Source organism: Cellulomonas sp. Root485 (genome assembly GCF_001426705.1).
Lineage (GTDB): Bacteria > Actinomycetota > Actinomycetes > Actinomycetales > Cellulomonadaceae > Cellulomonas.
This window is the reverse complement of the sequence record NZ_LMFC01000002.1, coordinates 474,990-491,972: the sequence shown is the minus strand read 5'-3', so window position 1 is coordinate 491,972 and position 16,983 is coordinate 474,990. Positions and strand designations below refer to the sequence as shown.

Genomic DNA, 16,983 nt, shown 5'->3' with positions numbered 1-16,983 from the left:
GTCAGCCCCGGTACTCGAAGTGCCAGTACTCCGGGTTCGAGCCGCTACGGCCCGCCCACGACGGCGACACCCACCCGTACGCGGGACCGTTGCTCACCAGCCAGTCACGCTGCGGGGTGTCCCAGCCGTACTCGCAGGGGAGCTCGGGCACGTCCAGGGCCAGACCCGTGCCGTGCGACGACGTGCCCGGCGTCGCGGCGATCGACCCCAGCGCCGCCCGCATCGCCACCTGCGTGTCGTAGTCGCGGTAGGTGAGGTCGAGGTCGAGGGAGTGACCGAACCGGGCGCGGAACCCGGAGTTGAGCCGCTCCAGCGCGGCCGCCGCCGCGTTGGTCAGGTAGTACGGCGTGCCGTGCGGGTCGACGTCCCACGAGATCGCGGTGAGCGCCTCGGGGGGCAGCTTGCCGTTCGAGCCGTCACCGCCGGAGGTCGCGGGCGAGGTGTAGAACGGCGGGCCGTTGTAGGTGGTCTCGCACGAGGGCGCGGCAGCACCGGCCGCCGGCTCGGCTGCCGGCTTCGGCGTGGGTCGTTCCGCGGCGGCCGCGGCAGCAGCGGCGGCCTCGGCCTGCAGCCAGGCATCGTGCGCAGCGCCCACCGCGGCGTCGGCGGCGGCGAGGGCGGCGGTGACCGCACGGAGCCCTGTGGCACTGCGCGCACCCGTCGTGCCGGTCGCGGCTGCGGGGTCCGTGGCCGCGAGGGCGGCGTCGGCCTCCGCCAGCACCGCGGCGAGCGACTGTCGGACCGCGTCGTCGGCGACACCGTCCTGGGTCGCGGCGAGCGTCGCGCGCGCGTGCTCGGCGGCCGCGGCGAGCGTGGCACGGGCGTCGGCGCGGACGGTGGCGGCGTGGACCGCGGCGGCGTCGGCGGCCTGCGCCTGGAGCACGTCGGCGTCGCGGGCCTGGGCCTCGAGGGCGTCCGCCGCGCGTTCCTGCGTCGCGGCCTGCTCGGCGGCCACGCGGTCCTCGCGCTCCGTCCACGCCCACGCACCACCCGCACCGCCGACCACGAGGGCGGCGGCGACGACAGCGACGATGCTGCGCGAGGGTCGGCGGATGGGCGTTCTCCAGTGCGGGCGACGGTCTCGATCCGCCGCCCAGGGTAACGGCCACCCCCTGCCGGCGCCGAGCTCGCCGGTCCCCGGCCGCACCCGCCGCCATCCGGTGGAACCGCTGCCCGGTCGCTCAAGGCAACCCGTCGACGGGTCGATCCGCCCACATGACTGATCTGCGCCCGACGCTGTCCCTCCCCGCGTCCGGCGCCCACGCCACCCCTCCCGGGGTGCGGCCCCTGACCGCCGACGAGCTGGGGCACCTCGACCGGGCCCGGGGCCATCTCCGGGCCAGCGGCGCCGACCTGACGGACCTCCAGGCCGTCGGCGCGCTGCTGCACGCCACGCGGACGCGCTGGGCGGCCGAGCCCGGCGCACCCGTCCCGCAGGCCATGGTCATGGCGCTCGGCGTCGGGGTCGGCGACCTGGTCGTCGCTCGCGTCCCCGGCTCCCGCTGGGCTCTGCGCACCGCCGGCGCCGCACCCACCCCGGCCGTCGTGTCGGCCTCGGGCGAGGACGCGGCGCTGCCGCTGGCCGACGTCGCGACGCGCTGGCGCACGGGCTGCACCCCGACCTGGGTCGCCGAGTACGTCGCCGCGGCGGCCGCCCACCTGGCGTCGCCGGCCGGGCACGAGGTGCCGACGCCGCGCGTCCCGACGCGCACCGCGCACGAGGTCCGAGCCGACGAGCCCGCGCCGCTGCCCACGCGGGAAGCCGAGCCCGCCGCCCTGCCCGCACGGGCCGCCACCGCACTCCCCGAACGCGCGGCCACTCCCCTGCCCACCCGCGGACCCGCGTCGTCGCAGGTCCCGGCTGTCGCCGAGCCCGCCCCCGGCACGCGCCTGCCGGAGCGCCCTGCCGCCGGCGCGGGACCCGCGGGGTACTTCGCGAACGCCGCGGGAGCCTTCCCGACCCCGCACGTCGTCGCTCCTGCACCCGGCCCTCTGAGCACGGGACCGTCGCGACCGGTCCACACGTCGCTGGCGTCGGCCTTCCCGAAGGCAGCCGCCGTCGAGCCGGCCCCGGCACCGGAGCCGACCTACCGGGTCCCCGCCGACCTCCCCCACCCGCCGTCGCGGGCTGCGCAGGACATCGCCCTCGGCGTGCTGGAGCAGGCCCTGGAGCTCGCGCTCGCGCCGGGCGGCACCCCCGGGCCGTTCGCGGTGGTGGACGGCAGCCCCACGCAGAGCGTCGAGCCGCACCGCTTCGAGGGTGACGCCGCGCGTGCGCTCCAGGAGGCGCGGGCATGGGTGCGCAGCACCGGAGCGGCGCGTGCCGCGGTCGTCTGGTTCGGGCAGCTGTCGGCGCAGGAGGGTGACGCCGTGTTCGTCGAGGCGTCGGACGCGGGGGCCCCGAGCCTCGTCGTCGCGCACCTGTACCGCACGGTGACCTACTCCGAGGGCCGGACGCGGCCGGCGCGAGCGGTCGGCAACCCGCTGGTCCTCGGTCAGGGTGTGCCGCTGCTCTGACCCCGTGGGACGGTGGGTCTGATCCGGACCGCCGACCCGAGGGGGAACCGTGGGCGTCCCCGTGACCGCCGTCGACCCGCAGCTGCCCACCGTCACCGCGCCTCCGTCGACGGCCGCGACGGCGTTCGACCCCGGGGCCGACGTCCGCGCGGAGCTCGACCGTCAGGTCACCGCGTACGTCGAGCTCGGGGTCGCGACGCTGCTCGGTGAGGACCCGGCGGCGTTCCGTGCACGGCTCGCGCCGCTCGCGGAGGTCGCGACGACCCCGACCGCGCCGCCGGCCGTCGAGGGTGACGACGTGCCGTTCGTGCTCGTCCTGCCCGGCCTGGACCTCAACGACGTCGCCCCCGCGATGCGGCGCGGCAGCAGGCTCGGGGTGAGCGTCATCGACCGTGACGAGGCGCCGACCTACCGGCCGCTCCCGGGCGTCCAGGTGCCCACGGAGCCCTACCTGCTGTGGGGCGTCGACACCGGCTCGGACCTGTGCAACGTCCGGCCCGAGGACGCGCTGGTGACGATCACCGGCCGCGGCCGCACGCCGCTGACCATCGACGAGGGGGTGGCGCTCGTCGTCGTGCGGCCGGACATGCTGCGGCCGAACAAGTGCTTCTCCCTGCTGGCGTCGCGCACGGGCACCAACCAGCGGGTGCCGGCGGTGTGGATCAGCGAGCGGCGCGCGAAGCTCGGCTGGTGCTGGGACCGCAACCCGCACACGTGGCTCGGTGCTGCGTCCGCGGCGGACCGGCTCGTGCGCGCCGACGCGTGACTAGGGTGCGAGCATGCGCTTTCGCAGCACGATCCAGCTGAGCGGGAAGTCGGCGACGGGCATCCCCGTGCCCGCCGAGACGGTCGCGGCGATGGATCGCGGCGCGCGGTTCCCCGTCGTCGTGACGATCAACGGCCACTCGTACCGGAGCACGGTCACGCCGTACCGCGGCGAGACGATGCTGCCGCTGAGCGCGGAGAACCGTGCGGCCGCGGGTGTCGAGGCCGGCCAGGAGGTCGACGTCGACATCGAGCACGACGACGCCCCGCGCACGGTCGAGGTCCCCGACGACCTCGCGGCGGCCCTGGCGGGCCCGGCCCGCGCGGCGTTCGACGCCCTGTCGTTCAGCAGGCAGCGGGCGATCGTCGAGCCGATCGAGGCCGCGAAGACGCCGGAGACCCGCGAGCGCCGGATCGCGAAGGCCGCCGCCGAGCTGGGATAGACGACCGCGAGGAGCCTCGCGATCGACCGGACGCGAGGGCTCAGGTCTGCGCGCGCACCGGGTACCAGCGGGAGCCGAACCGGCGGGTCACGCTGCGTCCGCTGATGTCCGCGAGCTCGTCGAGCCGGGCCAGCACCGCCCAGCCGACCCGTCGCGCGGTCTGGTCGTCGTCAGCCTGGAACCGCACGGTGATGCGCGCCTGGCCGCGGACGACGGCGACGTCGTGGGCCTCGACGGTCGTCATCGCCTCCGCGACGGCGACGGCCTGGGGCAGCACGTCGGGTGCGGCGACGCCGGGCTGCAGCAGGCCGATCGCGGCGGTGACCCGGTAGGACGGCATCGCGTCAGCTCGGCACGGGAGGGCGACGGTCCATGGCCGTCACCGTAGCGGTGACGCAGGTCAGCCCCGATGCACGGCGTCCCAGTCCTGCTGGCTCACGACGCACGACGCGACGGTGGTGCCGTCGGAGACGAGCCGGGACTCGACGGTCCAGCCCGGACCGCCGGCGGACGACAGGTCGGACGGCGTGATCCGCACGGGGTCGAGGACGGCGGGGTGGTCGAACGCCACCTCCTGCTCGATGGTGGACACCACCATGCCGTCGGCATCGAGGATGTCGATCTCGTGCACGCGACGGGCCGGCGACGGTCCGGTGTCCACCCAGGTCCACGTGATGCTCAGTGCCGTCTGGTCGGCCTCCGTGCTGGCGCGGGTCACCCACAGCCGCCGGTCGACGAACGTCTGGACGTGCCGGGAGGCCTGCACGGAGGCGGTCGCGGAGCGCACGTCCGCCGCGCACGGCACGTCGGTCTCGTACTCGGAGGCGGCACCGGTCTGCGTCGACGAGAACGCCACCCCGAGCAGGCACAGCGAGACCGCCACGACGGTCACCACGGCCGAGCGCCACGCGGACCGCTCGTGCCGGAACCGCGCGAACCACGGGTGCGCAGGAGGCTCGCGGGTCTGGACAGCTAGGGTCCCGACGATCGAGTCCGCGAACGTCTGCTTGCGGACGTTCCACAGCGGCCGCAGGTAGCCGATGAGGAAGATCCCGTCGAGCAGGTGCGCCACGACCCGCAGAGCCGAGGCGAGGAACCCCACCGGCAGCCCGTCGGAGAGCCGCACGATCGCCACACCCGCCACCCGCTTCCCCGGCGTCGCGCCGGTCCAGCCCTGCAGGGCGAGCATCGCGACCAGGAGGCCGACGAGCCACGGGCTGGTGAACCACCCCTGCTCCGGGGCGGCACCGGGGGTGAAGGTGGGCGCCAGCGACGGCTCCGACGCGCCCGACCCGAGCACGACCCACGTCGCCCCGCCGAGGATCGCCCCGTCGAGGAGTGCGGCGACGACCCGGCGCGACCACGGGGCGAGGGGCGGACCGCCGACCGGCTCGGCGAGGTCCGCCGGGAGGGTCGCGGTGTCGGTCACGGGCAGATCGTGGCAGGTCAGGGTGGTGCGCGTCCGGAGATTCACGGCGACGTGGCCCACGAACTCGTGCCAGGCTCCCGCCTCATGACACGCGAGCACCTCAGCCCGCGGCTGATCAGCTGGGCATCGATCCTCGAGGAGAACACCCGGGCCCAGGCAGTCGCGACCTCCACCCTCCCCTTCATCTACCCGCACCTGGCCCTCATGCCCGACGCCCACCTGGGCAAGGGCGCGACGGTCGGCAGCGTCATCCCGACGCTGGGCGCGATCATCCCCGCCGCCGTCGGCGTGGACATCGGCTGCGGCATGATCGCCGTCCGCACGCAGTGGACGTCGGACGAGGTCCGCGGGCGGGGGTCGCTGGCGACGCTGCGGCAGGCCATCGAGAAGGCGGTGCCGCTGTCGGCGGGCGGGGTGAACCAGCGCCTCACGGCGACGGCTGCTGCTCGCGTCGAGACGCTGGAGACCGCCGCGGCGGCCGCCGGGTTCGACCCGGGTGCCGACGCCGGACGCTGGCGTCTGCAGCTGGGCTCGCTCGGGTCCGGGAACCACTTCATCGAGGTCACGGTCGACGAGGCCGACACGGTGTGGCTGTTCCTGCACTCGGGGAGCCGCGGCGTCGGCAACCGGATCGCGCAGCGGCACATCAAGGTCGCGGCCGACCTGTGCGCGAAGTGGTGGATCTCGCTGCCCGACCGCGACCTCGCGTACCTGGTCGAGGACACGGACGAGTTCTGGGCGTACATCCGCGAGCTGCGGTGGGCGCAGGACTACGCCCTGCTCAACCGCGAGGAGATGATGGACCGCGTCGTCGACGCCATCTCCGAGCACATGGGTGAGCCGGTCGTCGAGGCCGAGCGCGTCAACTGCCACCACAACTTCACGGAGCAGGAGAAGCACTTCGGCAAGACGGTGTGGGTGTCCCGCAAGGGCGCGATCAAGGCCGGTGTCGGTGACGCCGGGCTGATCCCGGGGTCGATGGGGACGGCGTCGTACGTGGTGACGGGCAAGGGCGACGCGCTGTCGCTGAACTCGTCGCCGCACGGTGCCGGCCGCAACCACTCGCGATCCGCCGCGCGTCGGCTGTTCACGCACGAGCAGCTGCGCGAGGCCATGACGGGCATCGAGTACCGGGACACGGACGCGTTCATCGACGAGATCCCGGCGGCGTACAAGGACATCGACCAGGTCATGGCCGACGCCGCCGACCTGGTCGAGGTCCGCCACGTCCTGCACCAGATCGTCAACGTGAAGGGCGACTGACGGCGGGGCGGAGATCGGAGGATCTCCGCCCCGCTCCGCCGTTCGGGTGACGCCGCGAGAACCGCCCACGGGCGCCCGCTATGTCCCACTACTGTGCAGCCACCGTCCCAGGAGGCTCCCCGTGCACCGACGCCTGACTGCCCTCGCCACGGCCGCGTGCATCGGCCTCGCAGCACTGCTCGGCGCACCCCCTGCGGCGGCCGAACCGCCCGGGATCTCCCAGCCCGAGCTCGGCTTCTACTCGGTGCCGTACTCGTCGACGCTGTGGTGGGTGCGCAAGGTCGCCGGCGGGACGAGTCTCGGGCCGGCGACGTTCGCGGAGTGGGGTTCGCAGGGGTACCCGACACCGCGCCCGGTGCCGTCGCTGTACCAGCGCGCCCCCTGGTCGAGCACGATCATCGGTGTCCCGCAGTTCCCGGGCTGGCGCTTCTCGACGGAGACCGTGGCGCTGACCTACGAGGGCTGGGGTGCCGTCGGCTACCCGTCACCGGAGGTTACGTGGCGGCCGGTCGGCACGATCTTCCGCAAGTACGTCAACTCGCCGGTGATCTACGCGGTGCTCAGGGCCACGATGGAGGAGCACGCGCTGACGTACCCGGAGTGGGTCGCCTCGGGGACGCCCTCGCCGATGGTGTTCGGCACCGCGCCGGGCACCACCTTCTACCAGTGGCCCACGTCGGCCGAGATCTTCATGGAGCTCGACGGGGCCGTCCAGAAGCTGAGCTACCCGCAGTGGGCGTCGTACGGCTACCCCACCCCGGTCCGGCAGGCCGGTGGCTTCTACAAGCTGACCTGGGACCCGTCGATCGCCTACATCGAGGATGACGGCGGCTCCGTCCTCACGTGGGACGACTGGGTGGCGGAGGCCTTCCCGACGCCGGTGCAGGTCCCGGTGCTGCCCGGCGACACGTACTGCTACGACGCCGCGCTGAACGTCGTGAGCTACCTCGGCCTCACCGTCGACACCGACCTGGACCCGGCGGTCGCCGTCCAGCGCCTGGGCGTCCCGCTCGAGTCGATCCCGGTCTGCGCAGCCGGCTGATCCCTCACCAGCAGAACGAAGGAACCTCGATGTCCCGACGCCGGACCGGCCGTCTCGCGACCCTGGCCCTGGGGCTGGCGCTCGCCCTCGGGGTGTCGCCGGCCACCGCCGCGCCGTACGTCCCGAACCCGGACGACCACCCGCACTACGGCTTCTTCTCGGTCCCGTACGGACCCGACCTGTACTGGTCGAGGCCGAGTGGCTACGGCGGCTACATGCTCAACCTCGCGACCTTCGACGAGTGGGCGTCGCAGGGTTACCCGACCCCGCGGCTGGTGCCGAGCGTCCGCTACGACCGGGCCCCCTGGTCGCCGACCATCATCGCCGCACCTCGGATCCCGGGCTGGCCCACGGTGTCCGAGACCCACGCGCTCACGTGGGACGAGTGGAGCCGGGTCGGCTACCCGAACCCGACGGTCACCTGGACGCCCGCCGGCACGTACTACCGCGCGTTCCTGAACTCGCCCGACATCTACGCGTACAACGCGGCCGGTCCGCACCGCCTGACCTTCGACGAGTGGCGTGCGTCGGGCTCGCCCGCCGCCCCCGCGTACCAGGTGCACCCCGACACGATCTTCTACCAGTGGTCCACCTCGGCGGAGATCTTCATGAAGCTCAACGGGTCCACCACCAAGCTGAGCTACCCGCAGTGGGCGTCCTACGGCTACCCGTCCCCGATGTCGTCGACCACCGGCTTCGCCAAGCTGACCTGGGACCCGACGATCGCGTACCTCGACGGACGCCCGGTCACGTGGGACGAGTGGGTCGCCCAGGCGTTCCCGACGCCCCAGCAGTACGCGAGCATCCCGGGAGACGAGTACTGCTACGACGCCACCGACAACGTCGTCGCCTACGACGGCCTGACGTTCACCGGGGAGATGGACGCGGCGCTCGGCGAGCAGCGGATCGGGGTCCCGCTGGCCCAGATGGCGGTGTGCGTACCCGCCTGACCGATCCCGCACCCGTGGACGACTGCGTCCCGTCAGCGGGCAGGCACCTCGACGTCCACGCGGACGACGTCGCCCGTCCGCCGGAACAGCCGCGCGCTCACGTCGGCGTCGAGCGTGCCGTCGACTCCGCACACGCTGGAGCCGTCGGAGAGGTGCGCGACGACGGTCGGCGTCGCACCCGGCCCGTCGGCACGCCGGTAGACGACCGGCACCTGGCAGAACGTGAACGCGAGCGAGCCCGCGGGGAGCGCGACGCGGTGCTCCTGCTGGGTCACGTCGTGGTAGGTGAACGTCGTCGGGGTCGTGGTCCACTCGCCGGCGCGCAGCAGCCCGGGCCGCACGACGACGCGCCCGCCCTCGACCCGCAGCCCGAGCTCGCCGAGCCGGGTCAGGATCTCCTCCTTGACCTGGCCGGTCATGCCGGGCTGCCGGGCTCCCTTGCCGGCGGGCGTGTGCGAGTACGGGTCGACGGGGAACGCGCCGTACACGTCGGGGGTCTTGCAGTAGCCGAGCCCGAGCCGGATGTCCTCGTAGGCTTCGGCCAGGCCCGTGACGACGTCCGCGTCCGACCCCTCGGCGACCGCGCGCTCGTGGTTCTCCTGCACGGCGAGCAGCAGCTTGGCCACCATGTGCCAGTAGATGCTGCCCAGTCCCTCGTACGCGAAGAACGACCCCGACCGACCGGTGAACTCGGCGTGCCGGAACACCTGCTCGAACACGTCGAGCACCGCGTCGCGACCGTCGGCGACCCCCGGGACGTCCGCCGCGTCGAGCGCCGCGTCGAGGTCCCGTGCGTTGTGCAGGCCGGGCGCGAACCGGTGCTCGCCGCGCACGTCGCGCAGCACGACCGACGTGTCGCCGGCCGCGACGAGCGACGCCAGCAGCGGCGCGGACGCGGCCTGCTCCGCGGTGACGTGGTTGCGCTCCAGGAACGTCGGCAGCTCGCGATCGGGATAGAGCTGGTAGGAGTGCTGGTCCGCCCGGTACAGCGCGCTGCGACGCAGCGCCCGGACGAGGTCCAGCGCCTCCGCGGGGGTCAGCAGGCCGGACGACAGCACGGCGACCTGACCCTCGAGCATCTCCTGCAGACGGCCGACGACCGCCCCGTCGCGCAGGTCGAGCAGGTTGTACGAGTGGTAGAGGCCGTCCTCGCGACGGTTGGCCCGCAGCGCGGTGTCGACGTAGACCTGCGCGACCGAGAGGAACTCCTGCACCGCGGTCACCGTCGTGCGCTCGCCGTTGAACCCGGCGTACACGCGCGTCCGGTACGCGGTGCCGGCGGCCCCGAGGTCGTCCATGACGGCCCGCCGTCCCCGGTCGTCGAACCCGGTGCCCGCCTGCGCGAGGTGTGCGTCGAGCGCGGCGTGCACGTCCGTCAGCAGGCCCGCGAGCTCGCTGGTCACCGTGAGCTCGTCGGCCAGCAGGTCCCGGGCCACCGTCAGGGCGCGGCGCAGGTACGCGAGGGTGACCACCGACAGGCCCTTGCCGACGAGCGCGTTGTTCGCGTCGTTCCACTCGGGGCGCTGGGTGTTCATCCAGATGCCGCCGTCGGGCACCAGGTTGACGACCTTCGCGAGGATGGTCAGCAGGAGCTTCTCACCGAGTGACACGCGCACGAGGTCACCGTCGGACCCGTGCACGAGCCGCCCGTCGGCACCCTCGGTCGCGATGCGCCGATCGACACGCGACGCCGCCTGGGTGTCGAACGTGATCGTCGCGATCGGCTCGACGACCGTCTCGGCGTACGTCGCGATGCGGTACGGCACGTCGGCGTGCGTGAAGACGGGCCGGTCGACGAGCGACTCCAGCCGGCCGGGGTGGAACCGGCGCGACGCCTCCAGGAGCTTGACCAGGTAGATCACCTGGTGGTCGCTCCAGTAGCCGATGTTCGCCCACGGGTTCGACGGCTCGGGCACCTCCCAGTCGATGCCGGAGCGCGAGATGCGGTACGGGTTGTACCCGTCGGCCGTCGTCGCGTCCAGGAAGACCGCGACCATCGACTCGGCGTACTCCGGGAACGACCAGGCCAGCGCCTCCCAGTTCTGGAAGATGTCCCGCCAGTTGCCCTGGAAGTCGACGAGCGTCTCGCCGTCCTCGCCGGTCAGGGCGATCCGGAACCTGTTCCACGGGCGGCTCGGGTCGCCGTGCCGGCGGCTGAACGTCAGCGGCAGGTACTCGCGCACGAGCCGCAGCAGGTCCGGGTCGCCGGACGCGTCGGCCCGCGCGACGAGGTCGTCCAGCTGCTCGGTCGCCGCGAGCGCGTCGAACCACGCACCGGTCCGGGCCGCGGTCCGCGGGCTGCGCTGGCCGACGAACGCTCGCAGGTCGGCCGTGCGGACGGTGTAGCCGTCGACGAGGACCCCGCCGCGCATGACGTTGAACAGCACGTTCGCGCGGTGGTGCGCGGTCGCCAGCTCGTCGCCCGTGACCTGCGCGGCGTCGGCGGTCCCGACGAGCCGGTCGAGGTGCGCGCGCGTGCCCTCGACGTCCGCGGCGAGCGCAGCGGCGGCCGCGACCGGGTCGGCGAGCAAGGTCTGGAGCCGCACGACGTCGGCGGCGCTCTGGTCGACGTCGGCGACGACGCTCCAGCGGCGCTGCTCGCCGGGCGCGAGCGTGAGGTGGGCGCGGACCAGGTAGGCGCCCTTCTCGCCGCGGACCTCCCGCTCCGCTGCGACGGGGCGACCCGTCGAGAACGCGCCGACCTGGCGCGTGGACAGCAGGTGGTCGGCGTCGTCGAGACCGACCTGCCACGCGACGGTCGTCGAGAGCGACTCGCTCGGGTCGGCCTTGTCCGTGAGTGTCGAGTTCAGGTAGACGAGCCCGAGACCGGTCGCTGCATCGACCTCCGCACGCTTGTACGCGTCGAGCAGGCTGCTCAGCTCGCCCTGCGTCTGCACCGTGACGCCCGCGGGCAGAAGGTCGACGAACCCGTCGAGGACCTCCGCCCGGACCTGCCGGTCGGTCGTCGAGGCGAGCTCGACCTCGCGCACGACGCCGAACCGGGCGGCGGTGCGCCACGACACGCGCACGCGCAGACCCAGGTCCGCCCGCGTCTCCTCGAACACGAGCGTCGTGCCGATCGGGTCCTTGTAGAGGTTGCGCTCGACGTGCGGGTCGCCCGGCCTGCGGGGCGCGAGAGGCTGCCAGAACACGGTGCCCACACGCAGGAGGGTCAGGCCGCCGGTGCGGCCGGCACCCGCGGCGACCTTGTCCTCGGTGGCGTACGGGAACAGCGCGCGGTCGGCCTCCTCGCGCCCGGCCGTGACGCCGCCGGTGCTGGAGATGAACAGCCACAGGTCGCTCGCGCCGACGAGCGTCATGAAGAACGGCGGCAGGTCGTCGTAGGACGTGATGCGGTAGAAGCGTCGTCCGTCGAGGTCGACGAGCCCGGCCTCGCGGGCGTCGGGCAGCCGGGCCAGCCCGTCCGTGGGTGCGGCCGTGAAAGTCTGCGACGCCATTGCCGATGTCCTTCGTTCGTGCGCTGTCGAGTGGTCCGGGGGCATCACCGCCGCGTCGATGCGGCGTGGGTGCGCTCCCATACAGTGACACGTGTCACCGATGAACGCAAAGACCGAGCACTGCCAGCGTACGGTTCACCCGGACGGTCCAGGCGGGGCACGATGCGCGGATGGGGAGCATCTCGCAGGGTCGCTGGCTGCGCTACGGCGCACTGGTCGCGTTCGGCATCGGCTTCGGGTACGTCGAGGCGGCGGTGGTCCACTACCTGCGCCTGGCGCTGGGCTCGCAGCTCGTCTACGACGCTCCCGTGCGAGGCGTCTACCTCGACCTGGGGATCATCCGGTTCGTCGAGCCCGTCAGGACGCTGCTCATCGAGCCGGACCTGGCCCGCGCCGAGACGGTGCGGGAAGCCGCGACCATCCTCATGCTCGCCGCGGTCGCGGTGCTGGCCGGGCGCCGGTTCTGGCACGGGGTGGCCGCGTTCTTCGTCGCGTTCACCGTCTGGGACCTGACGTACTACCTCTTCCTGCGGGTGCTGACCGGGTGGCCGACGAGCCTGACGGACACCGACGTGTTCTTCCTCATCCCCGTGCCCTGGCTGGGTCCGGTGGCCACGGCCGTCGTCGCGTCGGCGGTCGTGCTCGCGATCTCGTCGTGGGGGTACCTCCGCCGTGCGGCGTGGGAGGTCCGATCCACGCCCTGACCGTCAGCGGGCCTCGGCGAGCCAGGCCTCGTTGATGCTGCGGCGCACCGCGACCCGCGCTCGGGTCTGGACGATGAAGCCGATCAGCGCCAGCACGAGCGCCAGCAGGTACCAGCCCCAGGCCACGTCGACCGCGCCGCTGAAGCCGCCCTCCGCGAAGTCGGCGGAGTTCAGGGAGCCGACGAGCAGCATCAGGCCGGCGACCACGCTCACCGCACCGGCGATGGAGCTGGCCACGGCGAGCACGATCATCGGCATGTTCCCGACGACCGACACGATGCCGAAGATCGCGCCGACGACCACGCCCACGAGAACCGCGACCCAGCTCCAGTCGATCCCCAGGGCGACGATCAGGCCCGCGCCGATCACGTAGCCGAACGCCGCCATCGCGAGGATCACGGCCACCGCGTAGTAGAGGTAGGCGAGCACCGCGAAGATCAGGGCGAAGACGAACCCCGACACCCAGCCGAGCGCCGTGCCGAGGAAGCTCTCGTTCGCGAGCTCGGCGAACAGCCCGGCCCCGAAGGCGAACCCGGCGAAGAAACCCCAGATGGGGAGGACGAGCCGGAGCACGAACTGCCCCGCGAAGAGCATCGCGCCCCCGGCGAGGATCGCGAGGATGCCCAACAGGATGTCTGCCATGTCTGCAATGTAGGACTTGTCACCCGTGATCGGTGCGCGACACGGAGGAGCAGTTTCGTGCCCGCGTCGTCGAGCCGTCAGGCGAAGTCGAACAACGGCGGGAACGCGATCACGATGATCGCGGCCCAGGCGGCGTAGACCGGCAGGTACCGCGTCTGCCAGCGCTCGAGCTCCGCGAACGTTCCCGGGCCGCGCAGGAACCGGGCGCTGCGCCACGCCGAGACCCCGAGGTGCACGAGCAGCAGCAGGTTGAGGCCGAGCGCGGCGATCTTGTTGGGGCTCGTGCCGAACTCCGCGATCCGCGTGAGCATCGCGGTCAGCATCACGGCGTCGACCGCGAGGGCAGCCCCCACCATGACGAGCTGGAGCCAGTCGGCGAGCGCGGGCGGCGCGAGCGGGTCGCGGGCCGAGATCGAGTAGAGGAGCAGCGCCAGGACCAGCACGAGGATCGCGTCCATGAGGATGAGCAGCTCGCGGTCCACCTCGACGAGGCCCCCGGAGGCGACCAGCGCGACGAGGACGGCGACGAGCATGGCGATGGTCAGCGGCGTGAAGATCCGGGTCAGCACCGGCGCGATGTTCTCGACGACGTCCTGCTTGGCCTCGACGAGCCAGGCGGCGACGATGAGGGCGCCCGGGACGGCGAACGGCATCACCCACTGGGTGATCACCGGCTCGGGGTCGACGCCCACGAGCTGGAGCACCCCGGCGGTGAGGCCGAGGAGGACCCCGCCACCCAGCGCGAGCAGCGTGTAGTAGATCGCGAGCTCGCCCGTGAACCGTACGAAGTCCATGCGCCGGCCGTCGGAGCGCCACGACTCGGCGACGTACGCGAGCCCGACCAGCAGCCACAGGACGACGGGTGCGTGGATGATCGCGAGCACCTCCGTCGACCCCTCGGGGACGAACGGGTACACGTTGAGCACGACGGCGAGCACGACGAACGGCACGGCGATCGCCGCCACGGTCCGCACGCCGACCCGGCGCTTCCACCCGAGGTACGCGGCGAGGAACGGCACCACGAGCAGGGCCACGTTGCGCGCGAGCGCGACCTCGTCGTCGCCGAACCACGCGATCCCGGCCCGCACCGCGACGCCCGCACCGACCGCGAGCCCGAGCACGACCGCGAGCTCCCGCCACCGGGGCGCCGGCGATCCGCGGGAGTCGTCCGGGACGAGGGCGAGCTGCTTCCACAGCCGGTCCGAGTGCTCACGGGCGTACTCGCGGGAGACGGCGTCCAGGTTGCCGAGGCGCTTGATGGCGACGAGGAATGCCTCGTCGTCGTCGAGACCGGTCGCGCGCAGGTCTCTCACCTGGCCGCGCAGGTGGTCCTCGAGCTCGTCGACGTCCGCCGACGAGATGACCTGCCGTCGGTGCACGTAGCCGCGCCACCGGTCGATCTGCGCCTCGAGCTCGTCGTCGTGCGTCATCACGCCCACACCTCCACGACGGTGGCGGGCCGCGGCGCCGCCTCCCAGACCTGCCGGAGAGCGTCCGCGACGACGTTCCACTGCGCCTGCCGTTCGGCGAGCGCCGCCCGGCCGGTCGGGGTGATCGCGTAGTGCTTGCGGCGCCGGCCCGACTCGGACGTCCCCCAGGACGCCGAGACGTGGCCGAGCCGTTCGAGCCGGTGCAGGAGGGGGTAGAGCATGCCGTCCGTCCACTGCATGCGCCCGCCGGAGAGCTCACCGACGCGTTTGAGGATCGCGTACCCGTAGAGGTCACCGTCCGCGAGGATCCCGAGCACGAGCGGTGTCGCCGAGGCGGCGACCAGGTCCTTGTCGATGCGCACGCCGACTGCTCCTCTACCTTGATGTGCTAGGTATCCAACCCTAGCGGATCTAGGTATAGGGCAAGCCCTCTATCCACCGCTCTCGACTCGGAGTAGAACTAGGACGAACCGGTGCACATCGTGCATCGGTGATCCGCCGAGGAGGTCGGAGCCATGCCGAAGTTCATGGACGTTCACCACGGGATGATCGGGATCACACCCGAGGCGCTCAAGGCCGCGCACCAGGCTGACCTCGACATCCAGGGCGAGGAGGGGGTCGACTTCCAGAGTGCGTGGGGAGACCCGGAGTCGGGGATGGTCTGGTGCGTCTCGGAGGCTCCCAGCGCCGACGCGGTCCTGCGCATCCACGAGCGGACCGGTCACCCGGCCGTCGAGATCTACCCGGTCCCGGTCGAGGCCTAGCGCAGACGGCCCAGGCCGTCCGCATTCCGCGGCCCCGTGTCGACGTCCATGGCTCGCGCACCTGTACGAGCCGGACGTTCGACGCTCGTGCGGCAGAAGACTACGAGGCGGTGTAGCCGCCATCCACCAGGTGGTAGCTCCCGGTGATGAACGACGCCGCATCGCTGGCCAGGAACGCCACGAGAGCGGCGACCTCCTCCGGCCGGCCCAGACGCCCGAGGGCGTGCTTGCCGGCGAGGAACTCCAGTGTCGGCTGGTCGAGATTCGCATCCAGGAGCGGCGTCACGATGAACCCGGGCCCGACGGCGTTCACCCTGACACCCTGCGCCGCGTACTCCAACGCACCGTTCTTCGTCAGCCCGAGCAGGCCGTGCTTGGCCGTGACGTAGGCGGAGGACATGCCGAAGCCGACCATCCCGAGGATCGACGCCATGTTGACGATCGACCCACCGCCGGCCGCGACCATCGCCGGCAGCTCGGCCTGCATGCAGTAGAAGACGCTGTTGAGGTTCACCTCGATGACCCGGCGCCAGCTCTCCAGGCCGTAGTCGGCGGTGAGCGCGATCTCGCCGCCGATGCCCGCGTTGTTCACGGCGATGCGAACCGCCCCGAGCTCACCGGCCGCTGCGACCATGGCCCGGCATCCGTCCGGATCGGTGACGTCTCCGATGAATGCCGATGCCACACCGCCGCCGGCGGTGATCGCCTCCGCGACGACCGTCGCACTGTCCGACACGTCCGCGACGAGCACCCGCGCCCCGTTGGCCGCCAGGAGCTCGGCCGTCGCCCTCCCGATGCCTGATCCGCCGCCCGTGACGATCGCGGCTCGATCGGCCACGTCATAGGTAGCCATACAGACGAGGCTAGCCCCGATGCGTCCTACCGGACCCGGTCCATCGTCCCCGGTTCAGCACCCTCGTCGACACGCAGCCCACGACGAAGGCCCCGCACCAGCATTCCTGCCGGTGGGGGGCCTTCGGGTCGGAGCCGCCTAAGAGAATCGAACTCTTGACCTTCTCATTACGAGTGAGACGCTCTGCCGACTGAGCTAAGGCGGCGTCGTCGGGACCCGTGGACCCCGGCGAGCCCGCTTACTGTACCTGGCCGACCCCCGGCGCTCCAAAGCGAGCGCTGCAGGCGAGAGTGGCGGCGCTGAGTGCCACGACGTCCTCGGCGATCGCCGCCTGCCAGTCGGGGAGGTGGCCGACGGCCCAGGACCGCCAGGCCGCTCCCCCGTACGCGCCGGCGAGCCCGCCGATCGCGCCCGCGAGCGCGGGCGCCACGGGGTTCACGCGCTCGCGTGCGGCGAGCATCGAGGCGCCGATCGCGCCCGACGTCGCGCGGACGAGGGCTCCGCCGTGCTCCAGGCGGCTCGGTGCGATGGGGAGCTTGTCGGCGATGATCTCGCCGACGACACCGACCGCCGCAGTGGCGCGTGCCAGCAGGCCGCCCGAGCCCGTGATCGTCGGACCCGCCGGTCCGAGCGACGAGCGGGCGCCTGCGGCCCAGCCGAGCAGGAGCGAACGGACGACCAGGGAGCTCATCCCGACACGGTCACCCGTCGGCGACGGCGCGG

At 72.8% G+C, this 16,983-nt stretch carries 17 protein-coding genes and 1 tRNA gene; 8 read left to right on the top strand and 10 right to left on the bottom strand.

All coding sequences use genetic code 11. The features are described from left to right. Position 1: 1 nt before the first annotated feature. On the bottom strand, positions 2–955 hold the full coding sequence (locus tag ASD16_RS10930) for a D-alanyl-D-alanine carboxypeptidase family protein (protein ID WP_235523249.1): 954 nt from the start codon (positions 953–955) through the stop codon (positions 2–4). A 260-nt stretch (positions 956–1,215) separates the two neighbouring features. Between ASD16_RS10930 and ASD16_RS10925 the strand changes: the two genes are divergently transcribed. The 3 genes from ASD16_RS10925 to ASD16_RS10915 are packed head-to-tail and all read left to right on the top strand — an operon-like array spanning position 1,216 to position 3,725. Beyond that, positions 1,216–2,517: a DUF3806 domain-containing protein gene (locus ASD16_RS10925; protein WP_055916719.1), complete on the top strand. Its 1,302-nt coding sequence runs from the start codon at positions 1,216–1,218 to the stop codon at positions 2,515–2,517. A 49-nt stretch (positions 2,518–2,566) separates the two neighbouring features. Further along, the gene (locus ASD16_RS10920) at positions 2,567–3,283 is read left to right on the top strand and encodes a DUF5701 family protein (protein WP_055916717.1); all 717 of its coding nucleotides are present in this window, start codon (positions 2,567–2,569) and stop codon (positions 3,281–3,283) included. 13 nt (positions 3,284–3,296) lie between these two features. Continuing rightward, complete coding sequence (locus ASD16_RS10915; protein ID WP_055916715.1) at positions 3,297–3,725, top strand: YdeI/OmpD-associated family protein; 429 nt, start codon at positions 3,297–3,299, stop codon at positions 3,723–3,725. Positions 3,726–3,765: 40 nt separating this feature from the next. Here ASD16_RS10915 and ASD16_RS10910 read toward each other — a convergent pair whose 3' ends face one another. Continuing rightward, positions 3,766–4,065, bottom strand: a complete 300-nt coding sequence (locus tag ASD16_RS10910) for a hypothetical protein (RefSeq protein ID WP_055916713.1) — start codon at positions 4,063–4,065, stop codon at positions 3,766–3,768. Positions 4,066–4,125: 60 nt separating this feature from the next. Then, positions 4,126–5,154: an RDD family protein gene (locus ASD16_RS10905; protein WP_162250297.1), complete on the bottom strand. Its 1,029-nt coding sequence runs from the start codon at positions 5,152–5,154 to the stop codon at positions 4,126–4,128. Between the two features lie 84 nt (positions 5,155–5,238). Here ASD16_RS10905 and ASD16_RS10900 point away from each other — a divergent pair, with 84 nt between their 5' ends. From ASD16_RS10900 to ASD16_RS10890, 3 genes are all read left to right on the top strand, one after another. Next, positions 5,239–6,417: an RtcB family protein gene (locus ASD16_RS10900; protein ID WP_055916709.1), complete on the top strand. Its 1,179-nt coding sequence runs from the start codon at positions 5,239–5,241 to the stop codon at positions 6,415–6,417. A gap of 121 nt (positions 6,418–6,538) precedes the next feature. After that, positions 6,539–7,459, top strand: coding sequence for a hypothetical protein (locus ASD16_RS10895; protein WP_055916708.1), 921 nt, complete (start codon positions 6,539–6,541; stop codon positions 7,457–7,459). Positions 7,460–7,488: 29 nt separating this feature from the next. Further along, on the top strand, positions 7,489–8,409 hold the full coding sequence (locus ASD16_RS10890) for a hypothetical protein (protein WP_055916707.1): 921 nt from the start codon (positions 7,489–7,491) through the stop codon (positions 8,407–8,409). A 32-nt stretch (positions 8,410–8,441) separates the two neighbouring features. Here the strand turns inward: ASD16_RS10890 and ASD16_RS10885 are convergent, their stop codons facing one another. Continuing rightward, positions 8,442–11,867 carry a hypothetical protein gene (locus tag ASD16_RS10885; protein WP_055916706.1) on the bottom strand — a complete coding sequence of 1,142 codons (3,426 nt, stop codon included), beginning with the start codon at positions 11,865–11,867 and terminating at the stop codon, positions 8,442–8,444. Between the two features lie 170 nt (positions 11,868–12,037). On the opposite strand from ASD16_RS10885, the gene ASD16_RS10880 reads away from it, so the two are divergent. Next, positions 12,038–12,571: a hypothetical protein gene (locus ASD16_RS10880; RefSeq protein ID WP_055916703.1), complete on the top strand. Its 534-nt coding sequence runs from the start codon at positions 12,038–12,040 to the stop codon at positions 12,569–12,571. Positions 12,572–12,574: 3 nt separating this feature from the next. Here ASD16_RS10880 and ASD16_RS10875 read toward each other — a convergent pair whose 3' ends face one another. The 3 genes from ASD16_RS10875 to ASD16_RS10865 all read right to left on the bottom strand — a co-directional run bounded on the left by ASD16_RS10875 (position 12,575) and on the right by ASD16_RS10865 (position 15,005). Next, positions 12,575–13,213 (bottom strand): hypothetical protein, encoded by a 639-nt coding sequence (locus tag ASD16_RS10875; RefSeq protein ID WP_055916702.1) that lies wholly within the window; start codon positions 13,211–13,213, stop codon positions 12,575–12,577. 77 nt (positions 13,214–13,290) lie between these two features. Beyond that, positions 13,291–14,643, bottom strand: a complete 1,353-nt coding sequence (locus ASD16_RS10870) for a permease prefix domain 1-containing protein (protein ID WP_157453892.1) — start codon at positions 14,641–14,643, stop codon at positions 13,291–13,293. Next, the gene (locus ASD16_RS10865) at positions 14,643–15,005 is read right to left on the bottom strand and encodes a PadR family transcriptional regulator (RefSeq protein ID WP_055916700.1); all 363 of its coding nucleotides are present in this window, start codon (positions 15,003–15,005) and stop codon (positions 14,643–14,645) included. The genes ASD16_RS10870 and ASD16_RS10865 overlap by 1 nt, the downstream gene beginning before the upstream one ends. A gap of 153 nt (positions 15,006–15,158) precedes the next feature. Between ASD16_RS10865 and ASD16_RS10860 the strand changes: the two genes are divergently transcribed. Continuing rightward, complete coding sequence (locus ASD16_RS10860) at positions 15,159–15,407, top strand: SCO4226 family nickel-binding protein (RefSeq protein WP_055916698.1); 249 nt, start codon at positions 15,159–15,161, stop codon at positions 15,405–15,407. Positions 15,408–15,507: 100 nt separating this feature from the next. Here ASD16_RS10860 and ASD16_RS10855 read toward each other — a convergent pair whose 3' ends face one another. The 3 genes from ASD16_RS10855 to ASD16_RS10845 all read right to left on the bottom strand — a co-directional run bounded on the left by ASD16_RS10855 (position 15,508) and on the right by ASD16_RS10845 (position 16,951). Further along, a complete protein-coding gene (locus ASD16_RS10855; protein ID WP_055916695.1) occupies positions 15,508–16,260 on the bottom strand; it encodes an SDR family NAD(P)-dependent oxidoreductase in 753 nt (250 codons plus the stop codon). Positions 16,261–16,392: 132 nt separating this feature from the next. Next, a tRNA-Thr gene (locus tag ASD16_RS10850) sits at positions 16,393–16,465 on the bottom strand. A gap of 33 nt (positions 16,466–16,498) precedes the next feature. Beyond that, positions 16,499–16,951: a hypothetical protein gene (locus ASD16_RS10845; protein WP_055916693.1), complete on the bottom strand. Its 453-nt coding sequence runs from the start codon at positions 16,949–16,951 to the stop codon at positions 16,499–16,501. Positions 16,952–16,983: the final 32 nt, after the last annotated feature.

Excerpts from the sequence above, each read along its gene's own strand:
- ASD16_RS10875 (WP_055916702.1), bottom strand. The coding sequence starts at position 13,213 with ATGGCAGACATCCTGTTGGGCATCCTCGCGATCCTCGCCGGGGGCGCG.
- ASD16_RS10915 (WP_055916715.1), top strand. The coding sequence starts at position 3,297 with ATGCGCTTTCGCAGCACGATCCAGCTGAGCGGGAAGTCGGCGACGGGC.
- ASD16_RS10885 (WP_055916706.1), bottom strand. The coding sequence starts at position 11,867 with ATGGCGTCGCAGACTTTCACGGCCGCACCCACGGACGGGCTGGCCCGG.
- ASD16_RS10860 (WP_055916698.1), top strand. The coding sequence starts at position 15,159 with ATGCCGAAGTTCATGGACGTTCACCACGGGATGATCGGGATCACACCC.
- ASD16_RS10870 (WP_157453892.1), bottom strand. The coding sequence starts at position 14,643 with ATGACGCACGACGACGAGCTCGAGGCGCAGATCGACCGGTGGCGCGGC.
- ASD16_RS10910 (WP_055916713.1), bottom strand. The coding sequence starts at position 4,065 with ATGCCGTCCTACCGGGTCACCGCCGCGATCGGCCTGCTGCAGCCCGGC.
- ASD16_RS10925 (WP_055916719.1), top strand. The coding sequence starts at position 1,216 with ATGACTGATCTGCGCCCGACGCTGTCCCTCCCCGCGTCCGGCGCCCAC.
- ASD16_RS10845 (WP_055916693.1), bottom strand. The coding sequence starts at position 16,951 with ATGAGCTCCCTGGTCGTCCGTTCGCTCCTGCTCGGCTGGGCCGCAGGC.
- ASD16_RS10900 (WP_055916709.1), top strand. The coding sequence starts at position 5,239 with ATGACACGCGAGCACCTCAGCCCGCGGCTGATCAGCTGGGCATCGATC.
- ASD16_RS10855 (WP_055916695.1), bottom strand. The coding sequence starts at position 16,260 with ATGGCTACCTATGACGTGGCCGATCGAGCCGCGATCGTCACGGGCGGC.
- ASD16_RS10880 (WP_055916703.1), top strand. The coding sequence starts at position 12,038 with ATGGGGAGCATCTCGCAGGGTCGCTGGCTGCGCTACGGCGCACTGGTC.
- ASD16_RS10890 (WP_055916707.1), top strand. The coding sequence starts at position 7,489 with ATGTCCCGACGCCGGACCGGCCGTCTCGCGACCCTGGCCCTGGGGCTG.